Source organism: Siculibacillus lacustris, assembly GCF_004328075.1.
GTDB lineage: Bacteria > Pseudomonadota > Alphaproteobacteria > Rhizobiales > Ancalomicrobiaceae > Siculibacillus > Siculibacillus lacustris.
In genome coordinates this window covers 115,343-131,124 of record NZ_SJFN01000008.1, presented here as the reverse complement: position 1 = coordinate 131,124, position 15,782 = coordinate 115,343, and the positions used below count along the sequence as shown (strand labels likewise).

Below are 15,782 nucleotides of genomic sequence, written 5' to 3'. Positions count from 1 at the left end.
CGGCGGACGGCCGCGACCGTCCGTTCAGCCGCCGACGGCGGCGCTGGCGAACTGGTCGTCGAAGGCATAGCCGGAGCCGCGCACGGTGCGGATCGGGTCGCGATCGCGGGTGCGGTTGATTGCCTTGCGCAGGCGCCCGACATGGACGTCGACGGTGCGTTCGTCGACATAGACGTCCATTCCCCAGACCCCGTCGAGCAGTTGTTCGCGCGAGAACACGCGGCCGGGCGACTGCATCAGATATTCGAGCAGGCGGAACTCGGTCGGTCCGAGATGGATCTCGCGGCCGCCGCGCCGGACCCGATGGGTCTCGCGGTCGAGTTCGAGATCGCCGGCGCGCAGCAGGCTCGACACCAGCTCGGGCCGCGCCCGGCGCAGCATGGCGCGGACCCGGGCCATCAGCTCGGGGGTCGAGAAGGGCTTGACGACGTAGTCGTCGGCGCCGGTGGCCAGCCCGCGGATGCGCTCGCTCTCCTCGCCGCGGGCGGTCAGCATGATGATCGGCAGGCGTTCGGTCTCGGCGCGGGTGCGCAGGCGCCGACACAGTTCGATCCCCGACAGGCCGGGCAACATCCAGTCGAGCACCAGGAGATCCGGCGGGGCCTCGCGCAGCCGCGTGTCGGCGTCGTCGCCGCGGCTGCAGACCTCGACCTCGTAGCCTTCGGCTTCCAGATTGTAGCGGAGGAGGAGGCTGAGGGCCTCCTCGTCCTCGACGATCAGCACGCGCGCCATGGCGGTTCCTCGCGGCTCAGCCGCCGTTTCCGGTGGAGACCGACGACGAGGAATCGCCCTTGGGGCGCTCGTCGACGAGCTGTTCGCCGGTGACGACGAAATGCACGGTCTCGGCGATGTTGGTGGCGTGGTCGCCGATCCGTTCGACGTTCTTGGCGCAGAACAGCAGGTGGGTGCAGAAGGTGATGTTGCGCGGATCTTCCATCATGTAGGTCAGGAGCTCGCGGAACAGCGAGGTGTAGAGCGCGTCGATCTCCTCGTCGCGGCCACGCACCGTCAGCGCCTCTTCGGCGTCGCGCGAGGTGTAGGCGTCGAGGACGTCCTTGAGCTGCTCGAGGGCGATCTCGGAGAGATGCTCGACGCCGATCACGATGCGCTTGACCAGCACGTTGCCGCCCATGGCGATGACGCGCTTGGCGATGTTCTTGGCGAGGTCGCCGACCCGCTCGAGATCGCCGGAGACCCGCAGCGCGCCGAAGATGTCGCGCAGGTCCATGGCCATCGGCTGACGCCGGGCGATGACGCGGATCGCCTGTTCCTCGACGGAGCGCTGCAGGCGGTCGAGGCGGACGTCGGTGAGGATCACCTTCTGGGCCAGCGCCGTGTCGCCGCGCACCAGCGCGGTGATGGCATCGGCCACCAGACCCTCGGCGAGCCCGCCCATCTCGGCGATCTGGCCGGCGAGCCCCTTGAGCTCCTGGTCGTAGGAGGTGACGATGTGATCGGTCATGGGATGCGCTCCTCGTCTCGTCGCTGGGGACCACGACTTCCGCTCCCGGCGACGAACGTCGCGTCCCTCGACCCGGTCGGATGGTTTCTATGACACGGAAACGTCAGTTTCGTGACGGTTCAAACACCTGAATTTTCGTCGCCTTTCGCCGAGCCGGCGGCGGCCGGCGCGACGTCCAGGCGGACCGCGAAGGTCGAGCCCTGGCCGGGCTTGCTGTCGATGGTGAGACGCCCGCCGTGGCGGGTGACGATGTGTTTGACGATCGCCAGACCGAGCCCGGTGCCGCGTTTCTCGCGACCGGCCTCGGCGTGCGCCCGGTAGAAGCGTTCGGTCAGGCGCGGCAGATGGACCGGATCGATGCCGGCGCCGAAGTCGCGCACCGCGACGGTGCGCCGCCGGGCGTCCTCCGCCGCCCCGCTCACCGCGACCACCACGCGGCCGCCTTCCGAGCCGTATTTGATGGCGTTCTCGACGAGGTTGCAGAACACCTGGATCAGCTCCTCGCGGTCGCCGATCACCGGCACCGGCGCCTCGCAGCCCTCGAGCGTCACCACCACGCCGGCCCCTTCGGCGGCGGCGCGGACCAGATCGAGGACATGGGGCAGGAGGTCGGCGAGGTCGACGACGGTGTCGGGGCGCAGGTGGGCGCGCATCTCGACGCGCGACAGCGACAGGAGGTCGTCGATCAGCCGCTTCATCCGCCCGGCCTGTTCGTGCATCACCGCGAGGAAACGTTCGCGGGCGACCGGATCGTTGCGGGCCGGGCCCTGCAGGGTCTCGATGAAGCCGGACACCGCGGCGAGCGGGGTACGCAATTCGTGGCTGGCGTTGGCGACGAAGTCGGCGCGCATCCGCTCGACCCGGCGCCGCTCGGTCAGATCCTCGATCAGCACCAGCACGAAGTCGGGCGGGCGGTCGTCGCCACGCGGATCGGGGGGAAAGCGGATCGGCGAGAGATGGGCGAGCAGCCAGCGCTCCATCGGGATCTTGTCGTGCCATTCGACGGTTTCGGCGCGCGACAAGCCGACCACCCGGTCGAGGGCGTCGTGCAGGGCGGTGACCCGGATGCGGAAGGACAAGGGATCGCCGGGACGGATCGAGCCGAAGCGCACCGTCGCCTCGCGATTGACGTAGCGCACGATGCCGGCGGCGTCGGTGAGCAGGCAGGGGGCGTCGATGGCGTCGACCACGGTCTTCATGCCGAGGTCGGGCCACACCGAGCGGCGCGGCGCGCGGACCGACCGGCGGCCGATGGGACCGCTCTCGGTGGCGCCGCGGCCCGACCAGGCGGCGGCGGCGAGCAGGGCGACGCCGATCACGGCGATCGGCCAGGGCACGCCGGCGAGGCCGATCGCCGCGGCGGCGATCACGACGGCGGTCGCGGTGACGCGGACCCCGACCGACGGCCACGGCTCGACCGATCCGGCGGGCTGGGCCTCGGGGGCCTCGTCGGCGAAGTCGCGACGCTCGTCGTCCACCATCCTGCGATTCCCTTCCCTCACGTCCGGCTTGCGCCGATCCCTGCGCCATCGAAGCATCTGGCGGTGGTGGCGGCGAATGATACCCTGACCTTCGACGCCGAAGGCAACGGCTCGCGACCCGTCTGGCGCGGAACGGTGGCGAATCGGCGTCGCCGCCGACCCGCGCCCGTTCGACAGAGAACCCGTCGAAGGCGACGTTCTCACGAAGGACGCAGCGTCAGGTCGGCACCGCAGAGGGAAACGCCAAGATGACGCGCGATGCACAGACCTTCGACCTCGACAGCCCGAAGCTTCCCAAGTGGGTGGACGACAACGCCTTTTCCTCTGGAGGCTATCCCCATTCCCATGCCTTCGACGAACGCGAGTTCGCCGATCTCCTGGTGCGTCTGCAGATCGAACTGGTCAAGCTGCAGAGCTGGGCGATCACCCGCGGCGAGCGCATCGTGATCCTGTTCGAAGGCCGCGACGGCGCCGGCAAGGGCTCGGTGATCGGCGCCTTCCGGCAGTACATGAACCCGCGGCGGACCCGCGTGGTGGCGTTGCCCAAGCCCAGCACCTCGGAGGTCGGGCAGTGGTATTTCCAGCGCTACGTCGCGCACATGCCGACCTCGGGCGAGATCGTGATGTTCGACCGGTCCTGGTACAACCGCGCCGGGGTCGAGCGGGTGATGGGCTTCTGCACCCCCGAGCAGACCGAGATGTTCCTGAAGGAAGCGCCGCGCTTCGAGGCGATGCTGGTCGGCGAAGGGCTCAAGCTGATCAAGTTCTACATCGAGGTGGGGCGCGAGATGCAGCTGGCGCGGTTCTGGGAACGCCGACACAACCCGTTGAAGACCTGGAAGATCTCGGACATCGACACGGCCGCGGTGGATCGTTTCGACGACTATGGGCGGGCGCGCGACCGGATGCTCGAGACCACCCACACCGACGCGGCGCCGTGGACGGTGGTGCTCGGCAACGACAAGCGGCGGCTGAAGCTCAACGCCATCCGTCACGTCCTGCAACTGTTCGACTACGAGGGCAAGGACCGCAAGGTGATCGGCGAGATCGACGCCAAGGTGCTGGGCCACGGCCCGGGCTTCCTGGTCAACGGCAAGCACTGAAATCAGCGCCGGCGCGGATCGGCGTTCAGCGGGTGGTGGCGGCGAGCAGGCTGCGGTAGCCGCGCGCCCAGGTGCCGTTCTCGGCGCAGATCTTGTCCCAGCCTTCGGCCTCGAACTCGCGATCGATGCGCTGATAGAGGCCTTCGACGGCGTCGTCGTCGAGGCCCATGTCGGCGATCGCCCGGTTCATCGCGACGCCGAGCGCGTCGGCCTGGCGGGCGGCGATCGGGAAGCCGCACATCTCGGCGGAGAGCGCGATGCGGTAGAGCGTGCGCAGCGTGTCTTCCGACGGGTCGGCGGCGCGGACCGGACGGCCGTCCGACAGCGCGACGACGAGGAGAGCGGTGAGGCCGGCGAGGCCGCGCACCGAGGGGCGGGAGAACATGGCGGGGCTCCGAAGCACGGGCCGTCGACGGGACGGCGGACGATTCGCGGGATCGAGACTAGAGCGATCGGCGCTACGCAAAGGTTAATAGGCGGCAAGGATCGCCCCGGGAACCCGCGGAATCGCCCCTCGCCGGCGGTTGTCGGCGACTGTTGCGCGATCGACATAGCCGAGTGTCGGGGCACCGCCGTCTTGTTCCGGTCGTCGGCCCGGCTTAAACCCGGGGCCGTTCCCCCATGAGAAGGCCGCGCCATGACCGAGATCTCGACCGCCACGCACGCCGAACAGAAGGAAGCGGCGGCGCTCGGCTCGATCGCGGCGAGCACGCTGCTGACCATCGCCAAATTCGTCGCGGCCTTCCTGACCGGTTCGCTGGGCCTGCTGTCGGAAGGGATCCACGGGCTCCTCGACGTCGGCGCGACGCTGATGACCTATTTCGCGGTGAAGATCGCCGATCGGCCGGCCGACGAGGAACATCACTACGGGCACGCCAAGGTCGAGAGCGTCGCGGCGCTCGCCGAGACCGGGCTGCTGTTCGTCGCCTCCGGCTGGATCATCTGGGAGGCCTATCTGCGCATCACCGGCCACGGCGGCCTGGTCGACGTCGGTCCGCTGGCGATCGGCGTGGTGGTGGTGTCGATCGTCGTCGACTTCTTCCGCGCCCGCAATCTCCAGCGGGTCGCCGATCTGACCAACAGCCAGGCACTCGAAGCCGACGCGCTGCACTTCTCCTCGGACATGTGGAGCTCGGCGGTGGTGCTGGCCGGGCTCGGCATGGTGCTGCTCGGCTTCGAACTGGGCGACGCGCTGGCGGCGATCGGCGTCTCCTGTTTCGTCTGCATCGCCGGCTGGCGGCTCGGCAGCCGCACCATCGACACGCTGATGGACGCCGCGCCGGAAGGCGTCGCCGAGCGGGTGCGGGGCATCGTCGAGCGGGTCGGCGGGGTGATCGCCATCGAGCGCATCCGGGCGCGGCCGTCGGGCGCCACGGTGTTCGTCGATCTCGACGTCGCGGTCGGGCGGACCCGGTCGTTCGACGATCTGGCGTCGATCAAGGCGACCATCGCCGCCGCGGTGAAGGCCGAGATGCCCGAGGCCGAGACCTCGATCATCGCCCATCCGCGGGCGCTCGACGACGAGACGGTGCACGAGCGGGTGACTGTGATCGCCCGCAACCGCGGCGTGGCGATCCATCACCTGACGGTGCAGGCGCTGGCCGACGATCGCCTGTCGGTGTCGCTCGATCTCGAAGTCGACGGCCGCATGACCCTCGAGACGGCCCACGGCGTGGCCTCGGGGCTCGAGACGGCGATCGAGGAAGAGCTCGGGTCGGGCGTCGAAGTCGAGACCCACATCGAGCCGATCACCATCGACCGCCTCGCGGGCCACGACGTCGCCGGTGACGCGGTGGCGGCGATCACCGCCGATCTCGGCCGCGCCGCGGCGGCCGGCGGGGTGGTCGACGACGTCCACGAGGTGCGGGTGCGCGACACCGCCGAGGGCCTGATCGTCAACTTCCATTGCCATGCCGATCCGGCGATCAGCGTCGCGGCGCTGCACGACGCGATCGACGACGTCGAACGGGCGCTGCGGGCCGGACGCCCGGAGATCCGCCGGATCATCGGCCACGGCGAGCCGCGCGACGCGGTGTGACGCCGTCGACAGGCGCGGCGGCGATGCTATCATCGTGAACTGCCGGCGCGCCGAAATTTTAGGGCAAAAACTTGCATTTCGGCACGAAATTGCCGATGTGTCGTGCAACCAGAGTAGGGACGCCCCGGAACACCGGAGCCGCGTCCGGTCGGCGAGGCGACGGTCGGGCCTCGTGCGGACGACGCTCACTCCAGGACCGTCGGGGAATGCAATGGTCAGTCGTCTGATAGCGGTAGAGCCCTTCGATTTCATCGCCTTCGGCGGTACCGGGGATCTGGTGCGCCGCAAGCTCCTGCCGGGGCTCTATCACCGCGACCGCAACGGCCAGATCACCGACGACACCCGGATCATCGGCGTCGCCCGGGCGGTGCTGACCCCCGAGGGCTATCGCGACCTCGCCCGGCAGGCGATCCTCGACCATGTCGACGAGGACCAGCGGGACGAGGCCTCGATCGTCCACTTCCTGGAACGGCTGACCTATGTCGCGGTCGATGCCCACGGCGATGCCGGATGGCCCGAGCTCGCCGCCCTGGTCGGCACCGGCGGCGACCGCATCCGGGTGTTCTACCTCGCCACCAGCCCCGATTTGTTCGGCGACATCTCGCGCCGCGCCGCCGCCGCCGGTCTGGTCACCACCAAGTCGCGGGTGGTGGTCGAAAAGCCGATCGGCAAGAGCCTGGAGTCGGCGAAGGTGATCAACGACGCGGTCGGCGCGGTGTTCCGCGAAGATCAGATCTTCCGCATCGATCACTATCTCGGCAAGGAGACGGTGCAGAACCTGATGGCGCTGCGCTTCGCCAACGCCCTGTTCGAACCGCTGTGGAACGCCGCCCACATCGACCATGTCCAGATCACCGTGGCCGAGAGCCTCGGCGTCGAAGGTCGCGCCGGCTATTACGACGGCGCCGGGGCGCTGCGCGACATGGTCCAGAACCACATCCTGCAGCTGCTCTGTCTGGTCGCCATGGAGCCGCCGGCCTCGCTCGACGACGAGGCGGTGCGCGACGAGAAGCTCAAGGTGCTGAAGGCCTTGAAGCCGATCGACGGCGGCAACGCCGGCCACGTCACGGTGCGCGGCCAATACGAGGCCGGCGCTTCGGCCGGTGGGCCGGTGCCGGGCTATCTCGAGGAACTCGGGCGGCCGTCGAGCCCGACCGAGACCTTCGTGGCGATCAAGGCCGAGATCGAGAACTGGCGCTGGGCGGGCACGCCGTTCTACCTGCGTTCGGGCAAGCGACTGGCCGACCGGGTGTCGGAGATCGTCGTCAGCTTCCGGCCGATCCCCCATTCGGTGTTCGGCGCCGACGCCGGCGAGATCTGCAACAACGAGTTGGTCATCCGGCTGCAGCCCGACGAGGGCGTCAAGCTCCTGGTGATGATCAAGGACCCCGGTCCGGGCGGTATGCGGCTGCGCCGGGTGCCGCTCGACATGAGCTTCGCCGAGGCCTTCGGCGTGCGCCACATCGACGCCTACGAGCGGCTGGTGATGGACGTGGTGCGCGGCAACCAGACCCTGTTCATGCGCCGCGACGAGGTCGAGGCGGCGTGGAGCTGGATCGATCCGATCCTGGAGGCCTGGGGCAACTCCGCCGATCTGCCCAAGACCTATCGGTCCGGCACCTGGGGACCGTCGGCGGCGATCGCCCTGATCGAGCGCGACGGCCGGACCTGGCACGAGGCGTGACGCGACCGCCGATCGGGGGTGCGACGACGCGGCCGATCGACGGGCCCGGTCGTCGCCCCATATCCGTCGCCACCTCTCCTTGGAACATCGAGGACCGACCATGGCTCTGAATCCCCGCCTCGCCGAGATCACCGAGCGCATCGTCGCCCGCAGCCGCGCTACCCGCGGACCCTATCTGGAACGGATGGCCGCGGCGGTTGCCGAGGGACGGACCCGCGACAAGATGGGCTGCGCCAATCTCGCCCACGGCTTCGCCGCCTGCGACCCCACCGCCAAAGCGCGGCTCGGCGGCAGCGCCGCGCGCAACATCGGCATCGTCACCGCCTACAACGACATGCTGTCGGCCCATCGCCCCTACGAGCGCTATCCGGAGCTGATCCGGCGCGAGGCGGAACGGCTCGGCGCAGTGGCGCAGGTCGCCGGCGGCGTGCCGGCGATGTGCGACGGCATCACCCAGGGCGACTCGGGGATGGAACTGTCGCTGTTCTCGCGCGACGTGATCGCGCTGGCGACCGGTGTCGCCCTGTCGCACCGGATGTTCGACGCGGTGCTGCTGCTCGGCATCTGCGACAAGATCGTGCCCGGTCTGGTGATCGGCGCGCTGGCCTTCGGGCATCTGCCGATGATCTTCGTGCCCTCGGGACCGATGCCCTCGGGCCTGTCGAACGGCGACAAGAACAAGGTCCGGCAGGCCTTCGCCGAGGGCCGGGTCGGTCGCGCCGAGATGCTGGCGGCGGAGGGCCGGGCCTATCACGCTCCCGGCACGTGCACCTTCTACGGCACCGCCAACACCAATCAGATGCTGATGGAATTCATGGGCCTGCATCTGCCCGGCGCCTCCTTCGTGTCGCCCGACACGCCGCTGCGCGATGCGCTCACCCACGGTGCGGTGGCGCGGGTGCTGGAGATCGCCGAGCCGGGCGCCGGCTTCGCGCCGATCGGCGAAGTGCTCGACGAGCGTGCCTTCGTCAACGGCATCGTCGGCCTGAACGCCACCGGCGGCTCGACCAACCTGACCCTGCATCTGGTGGCGATGGCGCGCTCGGCCGGCATCGTCCTGAACTGGCACGACTTCGCCGACGTGGCGGCGGTGACGCCGCTGCTCGCCCGCGCCTATCCCAACGGTTCCGCCGACGTGAATCAGTTCCGCGACGCCGGCGGCGTGCCCTTCGTGATGCGCGAGCTGCTGTCGGAGGGTCTGCTGCACGCCGACGTCAAGACGGTGTGGGGCGGCGGTCTCGCCGACCATGCCGCGGTGCCCGAGCTCGACGCCGAGGGTCGTCTGGCCTTCGCGCCACCGCCGGCCACCCCGGTCGACGACACGGTGGTGCGGCCGATCGGTCGGCCGTTCCAGCCGACCGGCGGGCTCGAAGTACTCGAGGGCAATCTCGGGCGGGCGGTGATCAAGAGCTCGGCGGTCGCCGAAGTTCACCGGGTGGTCGAGGCGCCGGCCCGGGTGTTCCATTCGCAGGAGGCGATCCTGGCGGCGTTCAAGGCCGGCGAATTGACCGGCGACTTCGTCGCGGTGGTGCGCTTCCAGGGCCCCAAGGCCAACGGCATGCCGGAATTGCACAAGCTGACGCCGCCGCTCGGGGTACTCCAGGACCGCGGCCAGAAGGTCGCCCTGGTCACCGACGGCCGCATGTCCGGCGCCTCCGGCAAGGTGCCGGCGGCGATCCACGTCACCCCCGAAGCCGCCGACGGTGGGCCGATCGCCCGGGTGCGCGACGGCGACCTGGTGCGGCTCGACGCCACCGCCGGCCGGCTCGAGGTGCTGATCGACGCAGCGATCTGGGCGGCGCGCGAACCGGTGGTCGCCGATCTCACCGGCAATCGCTTCGGCGTCGGGCGCGAGTTGTTCGAGACCTTCCGGCGGTCGGTCGGCTCGGCGGAAACGGGAGCGAGCGTGCTGTGAGCGACGACCCGGCCCTGGCCGACCGCGATCTGCGGATCTTGCTGCCCGACCCCCTCCGCCTCGGCGAGGGCCCGCTGTGGGACGCGGCGCGCGGCCGCTTCTGTTTCGTCGACATCGAAGGCCGACGGATCCACGAGATGGCGGTCGACGGCGGCGATCACCGCAGCTGGGCCGCCCCCGATCGTCCGACCGCCCTCGGGCTCACCCGCAGCGGCCGGCTGATCGTTTCCCTGGCCCACGGCATCGCCTTCTTCGATCGTGATACGGGCGTCTTCACGCCCTTCGTCGCGGTCGACACGGGGGCGGTGACCACCCGCCTCAACGACGGCAAGGTCGGGCCCGACGGCGCCTTCTGGGTCGGCTCGATCGACGAACGCTCACCGCGCGGACCGGTGGCGGCGCTCTACCGGATCACCGGCGACGGGCGGGTCGAGCCGAAGATCGACGGCCTCGCGGTGTCCAACGGCCTCGCCTGGAGCGCCGACGGCCGGACGATGTTCCACACCGACACCCGCGGCCCGTGGATCGACCGCTGGCGCTTCGATCCGGCGAGCGGCGCGATCGATCAGCGCACCCGCATCGCCACGCTCGACGACACGGTCGGGCGGCCGGACGGCGGCGCCTGCGACGTCGAGGGGTGCTATTGGAGCGCGGGGGTCAGCGCCGGACGGCTCAACCGCTTCGACCGCGACGGCCATCTCCTGTCGAGCTGGCGTCTGCCGGTGGCGGCGCCGACCATGCCGTGTTTCGGCGGGTCGACGATGGAGCGGCTGTTGGTGACCTCGCTCGCCCACGATCTCACGCCGGAGCGACTGGCGAGCGGACCGGCGAGCGGCCGGCCGATCGCCCTCGACGCCGGCGTGGCCGGGGTCGGGGCCTTCCTCTTCGCCGACTGATCGGCCCGCCCTCAGGCGGCGGCGACGTCGGCGAGGAAGCGGTCGATGTCGGCCTTCAGGCGTTCGGTGGTGGCGGCGATGCGCCGGCTGACGTCGGCGACCTGGCCGGCGGCGCGCGAGGTCTCGTCGACGGCGCCGGTGACCCCGGCGATGTTGTCGGCGACGGTGCGGGTGCCCTGGGCGGCCTCGGCGACGTTGCGGGCGATCTCGGCGGTCGAGGCGCTCTGTTCCTCGATCGCCGCGGCGATCGCCGCGGTGAAGCCGTCGACGTCGGTCATGGTGGTGGCGATGCGGCCGATCGCCGACACGGTCTCGCCGGTGGCGGACTGGATCGCGGTGATCTGGTCGGCGATGTCCTGGGTGGCGCGCGAGGTCTGGTTGGCCAGCGACTTGACCTCGGCCGCGACCACCGCGAAACCGCGACCGGCCTCGCCGGCGCGCGCCGCCTCGATGGTGGCGTTGAGGGCGAGGAGATTGGTCTGATCGGCGATGTCGCGGATCAGGTCGACCACCGCGCCGATGCGGCCGGCGGCCTTGTCGAGTTCGGCGACGGTGCCGTTGGTGGCCTGCGACGCCTGGGTGGCGCCGGCGACGATCGCCGTGGTGCGCGATACCTGGCGGCCGATCTCATCGATCGACTGCATCAGCTGATCGCCGGCGGTGGCGACCGTCTCGACGCTGTGGGAGGCGGCCTGGGCGGCGGTGGCGGCCCCGCCGGCACGGCCGGCGGTGGCTTCGGCGACGCCGGTGAGCGAGGCGGCGGTGCGGGCCATGTCGCCGGTCTCGGCGGCGACCGAGGCGAGCAGCGCGGTCATTTCGGAACGGAAGGCCCCGACCAGCCCGTCGATGCGGGACTCGCGGCGGATCTTGGCGGCGACCGAAGCCTCGCTCTCGGCGGCGAGCTGGCGGCGCTCGATCTCCTGGCGGCGGAACACCGCGACGGCGCGGGCCATGTCGCCGATCTCGTCGGCGCGGCCTTCGTCGAGGACCACGGCGATGTCGCCGCGCCCGAGCCCGGTCATGGCGACGCGGATGGCGGCCAACGGATGGGTCACCGAGCGCACCACGAACACGCCGATGGCGGCGGTGGCGAGGGCGAAGCCGAGCGCGATCAGACCGGAGCGCAGCGCCGAGGCGGTGAATTGAGCCTCGATGTCGTCGACCCACATGCCCGAACCGATCACCCAGTTCCACGGCTTGAAGGCGATCACGTAGCTCATCTTGGGCAGCGGATCGGTGGCGCCCGGGCGGGCCCAGCGATAGGCGACCTCGCCCTGACCGCGGCTGGCGGCGACGGCGTTCATGTCGCGGAACAGGTATTTGCCGTCGGGATCGCGCAGCGCATAGCCGTCGGTGCCGCGCAGCTTGGCATTGGGGTGGACGACGATGGTGCCGTCGGTGCTCTGCACGAAGACGTAATTGTCGCCGTCGAAGCGCAGGTCGGCGATGGTCGCCTCGGCGAGACGGCGCGCGTCTTCGGCGGAGATCTCGCCGCGCGCGGCGCGCGCCTGGGCGGCGGCGGCGGTGCTGGCGGCGAGCTCGACGATGCGGCGCAGTTCCCCGACCTTGTTCTCATAGAGGCTGGTTCGGAGCCCATGGAGGCCGAGGCCCCCGACCACCAGGATGCCGACCACGGCGAGGATCGCCACCGCGAACAGACGGAAGGAGATGGAGTGAACGCGTGACGTCATCGTCGATCCTCGAACCGAAAACACTGGCGTGCGAATCGATTGGACCGTCGTGCCGTTCCATCGGGCCGATCCGGTCAATTCGTGTCATCCCTCACGAAGGGACGGCCGATGCCAGAGTCGTGTCCGCTGATTAACATCGGGAAAAGACCGAGACGAAATTTCTCTCGATCGACGAAAGTTTCGCGTCGTAAGCCTCGCGGGACGTCGAAATGCGACGCCCGACATCGAGTTACGCTACGTCATTTCGACCACGGTTGCCGGTCGCGCCGCTCGGCCACCCCCCGAAAACGCGAAAGAGGCGGCCGGAGCCGCCTCTTCGATCACCGCCGGACGACGGATCTCAGTGCATGGTGCCGCGCGCGACTTCTTCGATGCGGCTGCGGACCAGGCCGATGTCGCCGAGCTGATGGTCGTCGAGCGCGGAGAGCTCGCGCACGGCGCGGCGGTAGTTGCGATAACGCTCGAGCGAGGAGCGAACGTGCGTGGCGATGGAGTAGATCGACATGATGACCACCTGGGACCTGGCGGTCCCTCCCTTGTGATGCCGGTCGTTCCGTCAGGACCTCCCCCCGAAACGACCCGCGAAGCAGATGCCGCATAAATAGACATTTGCTGCACAATTTGAAGGCGGTTGGCTCGACCCCTGCCATGCGTCTTGTGCATATGTACAGGAAACATCCTTTCCGAGCCGTCGCCGCGCCTTTTCCGCGTCAATTCGTTGTTCGGGCAAATTAACCCGGTTTCCCGTCGTAAACCTTCCATCAACCAAGATGGCGAAATGGTGGCAGCGCGGCGCCAGCCATGCGACTCATGCGTGGCAGGGCGACGCAGGGGCCCCTGGCGCGCGCCGTCGAAACAGGCGGTCAGGGGTCACCGATCAGGCAGCCGGGAAAGCGTCAGTGCGTCGACACCATCGCCGGCGACTGGACACCGTCGTCGAGAGCGACCCAGCGATTGGGATCTTCCTGCGACTGGCGTTTGACGAAGCGATAGCCGGTGCGGACCCAGGCGAGGAGATCGTCGCGCATGTTGTCGAGCACGAAGTCGCCGTGGTCGGTGCGCGCGGTGAGCACCGCATGTCCGTCGCCATGGGTGTCGATGACCACCGTGACGAGCAGCGCCTGCCGGGGGAAGCCGCGCTCGATCAGCATCTTTCGCTTCAGGAGGACATAGTCCTCGCAGTCGCCGCGGCCGTCGGTGGGCAGGTCCCAGCGATCGGGCACGCCCCAGTGCTCCATGTCGGTGACCGGTTCGATGGCGGCGTTGACCGAGCGGTTGACGTCGACCAGCACCGCCCAGGCGGCGGCGTCGAGGCGGATGTCGCGGGCGGCGAGACGCGGACCGTCGCATTCGCGGGCATAGCGGCGACAGAAGTCGACCCAGCCCCAGACCGGACGGGCGTCACCGACCGGCAGAGCATTGGTGGTCTCGGGCAGGCGGGCGAGCATCACGCTCTCCTTGGCGTCGGCGCCCGCAGGCGCCCCCAAGGCGAGAGCCAACAGCGCCAGCCCGAAGATCCCGTTTGTCGTCTTGCTCATCGGTCACCCCATGTCCCATGAAGCAACCTTCGCATATTCGAATTATATCCACGTCAAAGATTGGCGCTGTTTTGGAAAACCCGAATAAAGACGATTTAAATACATATCTATACTTCGTTGCCGCACTCGCTCGAAACCGTTCGTAGGCAGCAAGACTCTCGAAACCATGATCCACCCTACTTTCCGCCGCCCGTCGCGCCCGGCGCCCTTGCCCTGCAGTGCGAATTCGCGTAGGCGAAACGGCAGGAACCGGCGGTTCGGGACCGGTCGCGGCCCTGCCGCCGCCGGTCGCGCGATCGCTTCGCGGACGTTCTCCTCGCCTCAGATCGGACGACCAGGACATGGCCAGCGCCTGCACCAACGGCATCGACACCGGATTCGTCGACCTCGGCACCACCAAGGTGGCGATCCTCGGGGTCGTTCAGGGCATCACCGAACTGCTGCCGATCTCCTCGACGGCGCACATGCGGATCGTCCCGGCGCTGTTCGGATGGACCGACCCCGGCTCGGCCTTCTCGGCGGCGATGCAGCTCGCGGCATTGTTCGCGGTGGTCAGCTATTTCTGGAAGGACGTCGTCGCTCTGGTCGGCGGCACGATATTCGCGGTGCGCAGCGGCGACTACCGCTCCCCCGACTTCCGGCTGGCGATCGGCATCGTCATCGCCACCATCCCGATCGTCGTCGGTGGTCTGCTCCTGAAGAAGCAGCTCAACACCTGCGGTTCGCCCTTGCGCGAACTGTGGGTGATCGGCGCGGCATCGATCGGCATGGCGCTGCTGCTGGCGCTGGCCGAGTTGGTCAGCCGCCACAAGCGGACCTTCGAGGAGATCCGCCTGCGCGACGCGATCATCGTCGGGTTGGCCCAGGTCGGGGCGCTGATCCCGGGCGTGTCGCGCTCCGGATCGACCCTGACGGCGGCGATGTTCCTGGGCTTGAAGCGCGACGACGCGGCGCGGTTCTCGTTCCTGCTCGGCCTGCCGGCGATCCTCGGGGCGGGCCTCAAGGAACTGCTCGAGCTGCGCCATGCCGGGCTCGACGCCCACGGCTGGGAAGTGCTCGGGGTCGGCCTGCTGACCGCGTCGATCTCGGCCTTCGTGGCGATCTGGACGCTGATGCGGGTGATGGAACGGTTCTCGGCTTGGCCCTTCGTCATCTATCGGATGGCGATGGGGGCCTTCCTGCTGCTCGCCGTCGGCCTCGGCGTGCTCGACTGAGCGGCGCGCGCGCCCTGGTCCAGGGCGCGGCCACGCCTTCTCACGTCCATTCACGCATTCACGGGCGCCCGCGGGGCGCCCGTCGCGTCAGAGCGTCGGGCGCATCAGGCCGAAGCGGCGCGGGGTCTCGTCGCGGGCCTTGAGCTTGGCCTGCTTTGCGAAGCGCTTGGTGACCCGCTCGCGCTTCAGGCGCGACAGATGGTCGACGAACATGACGCCGTCGAGATGGTCGATCTCGTGCTGCAGGCACACGGCGAGCAGGCCGTCGGCCTCGATCTCGCGCGGCGCGCCGTCGCGATCGAGGTAGGCGACGCGGACGCGGGCCGGGCGGACCACCTCGTCGTAGTGCTCGGGCACCGACAGGCAGCCCTCCTGATGCTCGACGAGGTCCTCGGAGGCCCACAGAATCTTCGGGTTGACCAGGAACATCGGCGCCGGCGGTTCGCCCTCGCGGGCGACGTCGATGGTCACCAGACGCTTGGCGATGCCGATCTGGATCGCCGCCAGCCCGATGCCGGGGGCGGCGTACATGGTCTCGAGCATGTCGTCGAGCAGCGCGCGGATGGCGTCGTCGACCACGGCCACCGGCTCGGAGACGAGTTTGAGGCGCGGATCGGGCAGGGTGATGATGTCGCGTTTGGTCATCAGGCTCACATAAGTGAGCCGGCGGCGCGGGTCAATCGGCAGCGGGTCGAAGTCGCGAGTGATTCGCGAGAGATTCGCGCGCTTCGCCCCCGCAGGGCCCGGATCCGACCGTCGG

General features: G+C 69.4%; 14 protein-coding genes. 6 read left to right on the top strand and 8 right to left on the bottom strand.

The window, feature by feature from the left end:
* Window positions 1–24: 24 nt before the first annotated feature.
* The 3 genes from phoB to EYW49_RS07310 all read right to left on the bottom strand — a co-directional run bounded on the left by phoB (window position 25) and on the right by EYW49_RS07310 (window position 2,943).
* Window positions 25–732, bottom strand: coding sequence for a phosphate regulon transcriptional regulator PhoB (gene phoB / locus EYW49_RS07320; protein ID WP_131307716.1), 708 nt, complete (start codon window positions 730–732; stop codon window positions 25–27).
* 16 nt (window positions 733–748) lie between these two features.
* Window positions 749–1,462, bottom strand: coding sequence for a phosphate signaling complex protein PhoU (gene phoU / locus EYW49_RS07315; protein ID WP_131307714.1), 714 nt, complete (start codon window positions 1,460–1,462; stop codon window positions 749–751).
* A gap of 119 nt (window positions 1,463–1,581) precedes the next feature.
* Complete coding sequence (locus EYW49_RS07310) at window positions 1,582–2,943, bottom strand: ATP-binding protein (protein ID WP_131307712.1); 1,362 nt, start codon at window positions 2,941–2,943, stop codon at window positions 1,582–1,584.
* Between the two features lie 248 nt (window positions 2,944–3,191).
* Between EYW49_RS07310 and ppk2 the strand changes: the two genes are divergently transcribed.
* Window positions 3,192–4,046: a polyphosphate kinase 2 gene (ppk2, locus tag EYW49_RS07305; RefSeq protein ID WP_131307710.1), complete on the top strand. Its 855-nt coding sequence runs from the start codon at window positions 3,192–3,194 to the stop codon at window positions 4,044–4,046.
* Between the two features lie 25 nt (window positions 4,047–4,071).
* Here the strand turns inward: ppk2 and EYW49_RS07300 are convergent, their stop codons facing one another.
* Complete coding sequence (locus tag EYW49_RS07300; RefSeq protein WP_131307708.1) at window positions 4,072–4,431, bottom strand: hypothetical protein; 360 nt, start codon at window positions 4,429–4,431, stop codon at window positions 4,072–4,074.
* Window positions 4,432–4,683: 252 nt separating this feature from the next.
* Between EYW49_RS07300 and EYW49_RS07295 the strand changes: the two genes are divergently transcribed.
* From EYW49_RS07295 to EYW49_RS07280, 4 genes are all read left to right on the top strand, one after another.
* Window positions 4,684–6,084, top strand: coding sequence for a cation diffusion facilitator family transporter (locus EYW49_RS07295; RefSeq protein ID WP_131307706.1), 1,401 nt, complete (start codon window positions 4,684–4,686; stop codon window positions 6,082–6,084).
* 211 nt (window positions 6,085–6,295) lie between these two features.
* Window positions 6,296–7,768 (top strand): glucose-6-phosphate dehydrogenase, encoded by a 1,473-nt coding sequence (gene zwf, locus EYW49_RS07290; RefSeq protein WP_131307704.1) that lies wholly within the window; start codon window positions 6,296–6,298, stop codon window positions 7,766–7,768.
* Window positions 7,769–7,868: 100 nt separating this feature from the next.
* Window positions 7,869–9,683, top strand: coding sequence for a phosphogluconate dehydratase (gene edd, locus EYW49_RS07285; protein WP_131307702.1), 1,815 nt, complete (start codon window positions 7,869–7,871; stop codon window positions 9,681–9,683).
* The gene (locus EYW49_RS07280) at window positions 9,680–10,579 is read left to right on the top strand and encodes an SMP-30/gluconolactonase/LRE family protein (RefSeq protein ID WP_131307700.1); all 900 of its coding nucleotides are present in this window, start codon (window positions 9,680–9,682) and stop codon (window positions 10,577–10,579) included. Before edd ends, EYW49_RS07280 begins: the two co-directional genes overlap by 4 nt.
* A gap of 11 nt (window positions 10,580–10,590) precedes the next feature.
* Here EYW49_RS07280 and EYW49_RS07275 read toward each other — a convergent pair whose 3' ends face one another.
* The 3 genes from EYW49_RS07275 to EYW49_RS07265 form a co-directional block, all read right to left on the bottom strand.
* Entirely contained in the window at window positions 10,591–12,270 is a 1,680-nt protein-coding gene (locus tag EYW49_RS07275; protein WP_131307698.1) for a methyl-accepting chemotaxis protein, read from the bottom strand.
* 340 nt (window positions 12,271–12,610) lie between these two features.
* Window positions 12,611–12,775 (bottom strand): DUF1127 domain-containing protein, encoded by a 165-nt coding sequence (locus tag EYW49_RS07270; RefSeq protein ID WP_131307696.1) that lies wholly within the window; start codon window positions 12,773–12,775, stop codon window positions 12,611–12,613.
* A 391-nt stretch (window positions 12,776–13,166) separates the two neighbouring features.
* On the bottom strand, window positions 13,167–13,808 hold the full coding sequence (locus EYW49_RS07265) for a transglutaminase-like cysteine peptidase (RefSeq protein ID WP_206365412.1): 642 nt from the start codon (window positions 13,806–13,808) through the stop codon (window positions 13,167–13,169).
* Window positions 13,809–14,149: 341 nt separating this feature from the next.
* Between EYW49_RS07265 and EYW49_RS07260 the strand changes: the two genes are divergently transcribed.
* Window positions 14,150–15,022, top strand: coding sequence for an undecaprenyl-diphosphate phosphatase (locus tag EYW49_RS07260; protein WP_131307694.1), 873 nt, complete (start codon window positions 14,150–14,152; stop codon window positions 15,020–15,022).
* Window positions 15,023–15,109: 87 nt separating this feature from the next.
* On the opposite strand, the gene EYW49_RS07255 is transcribed toward EYW49_RS07260, so the two are convergent.
* A complete protein-coding gene (locus tag EYW49_RS07255) occupies window positions 15,110–15,667 on the bottom strand; it encodes a peptide deformylase (RefSeq protein WP_131307692.1) in 558 nt (185 codons plus the stop codon).
* Between the last annotated feature and the right edge of the window lie 115 nt (window positions 15,668–15,782).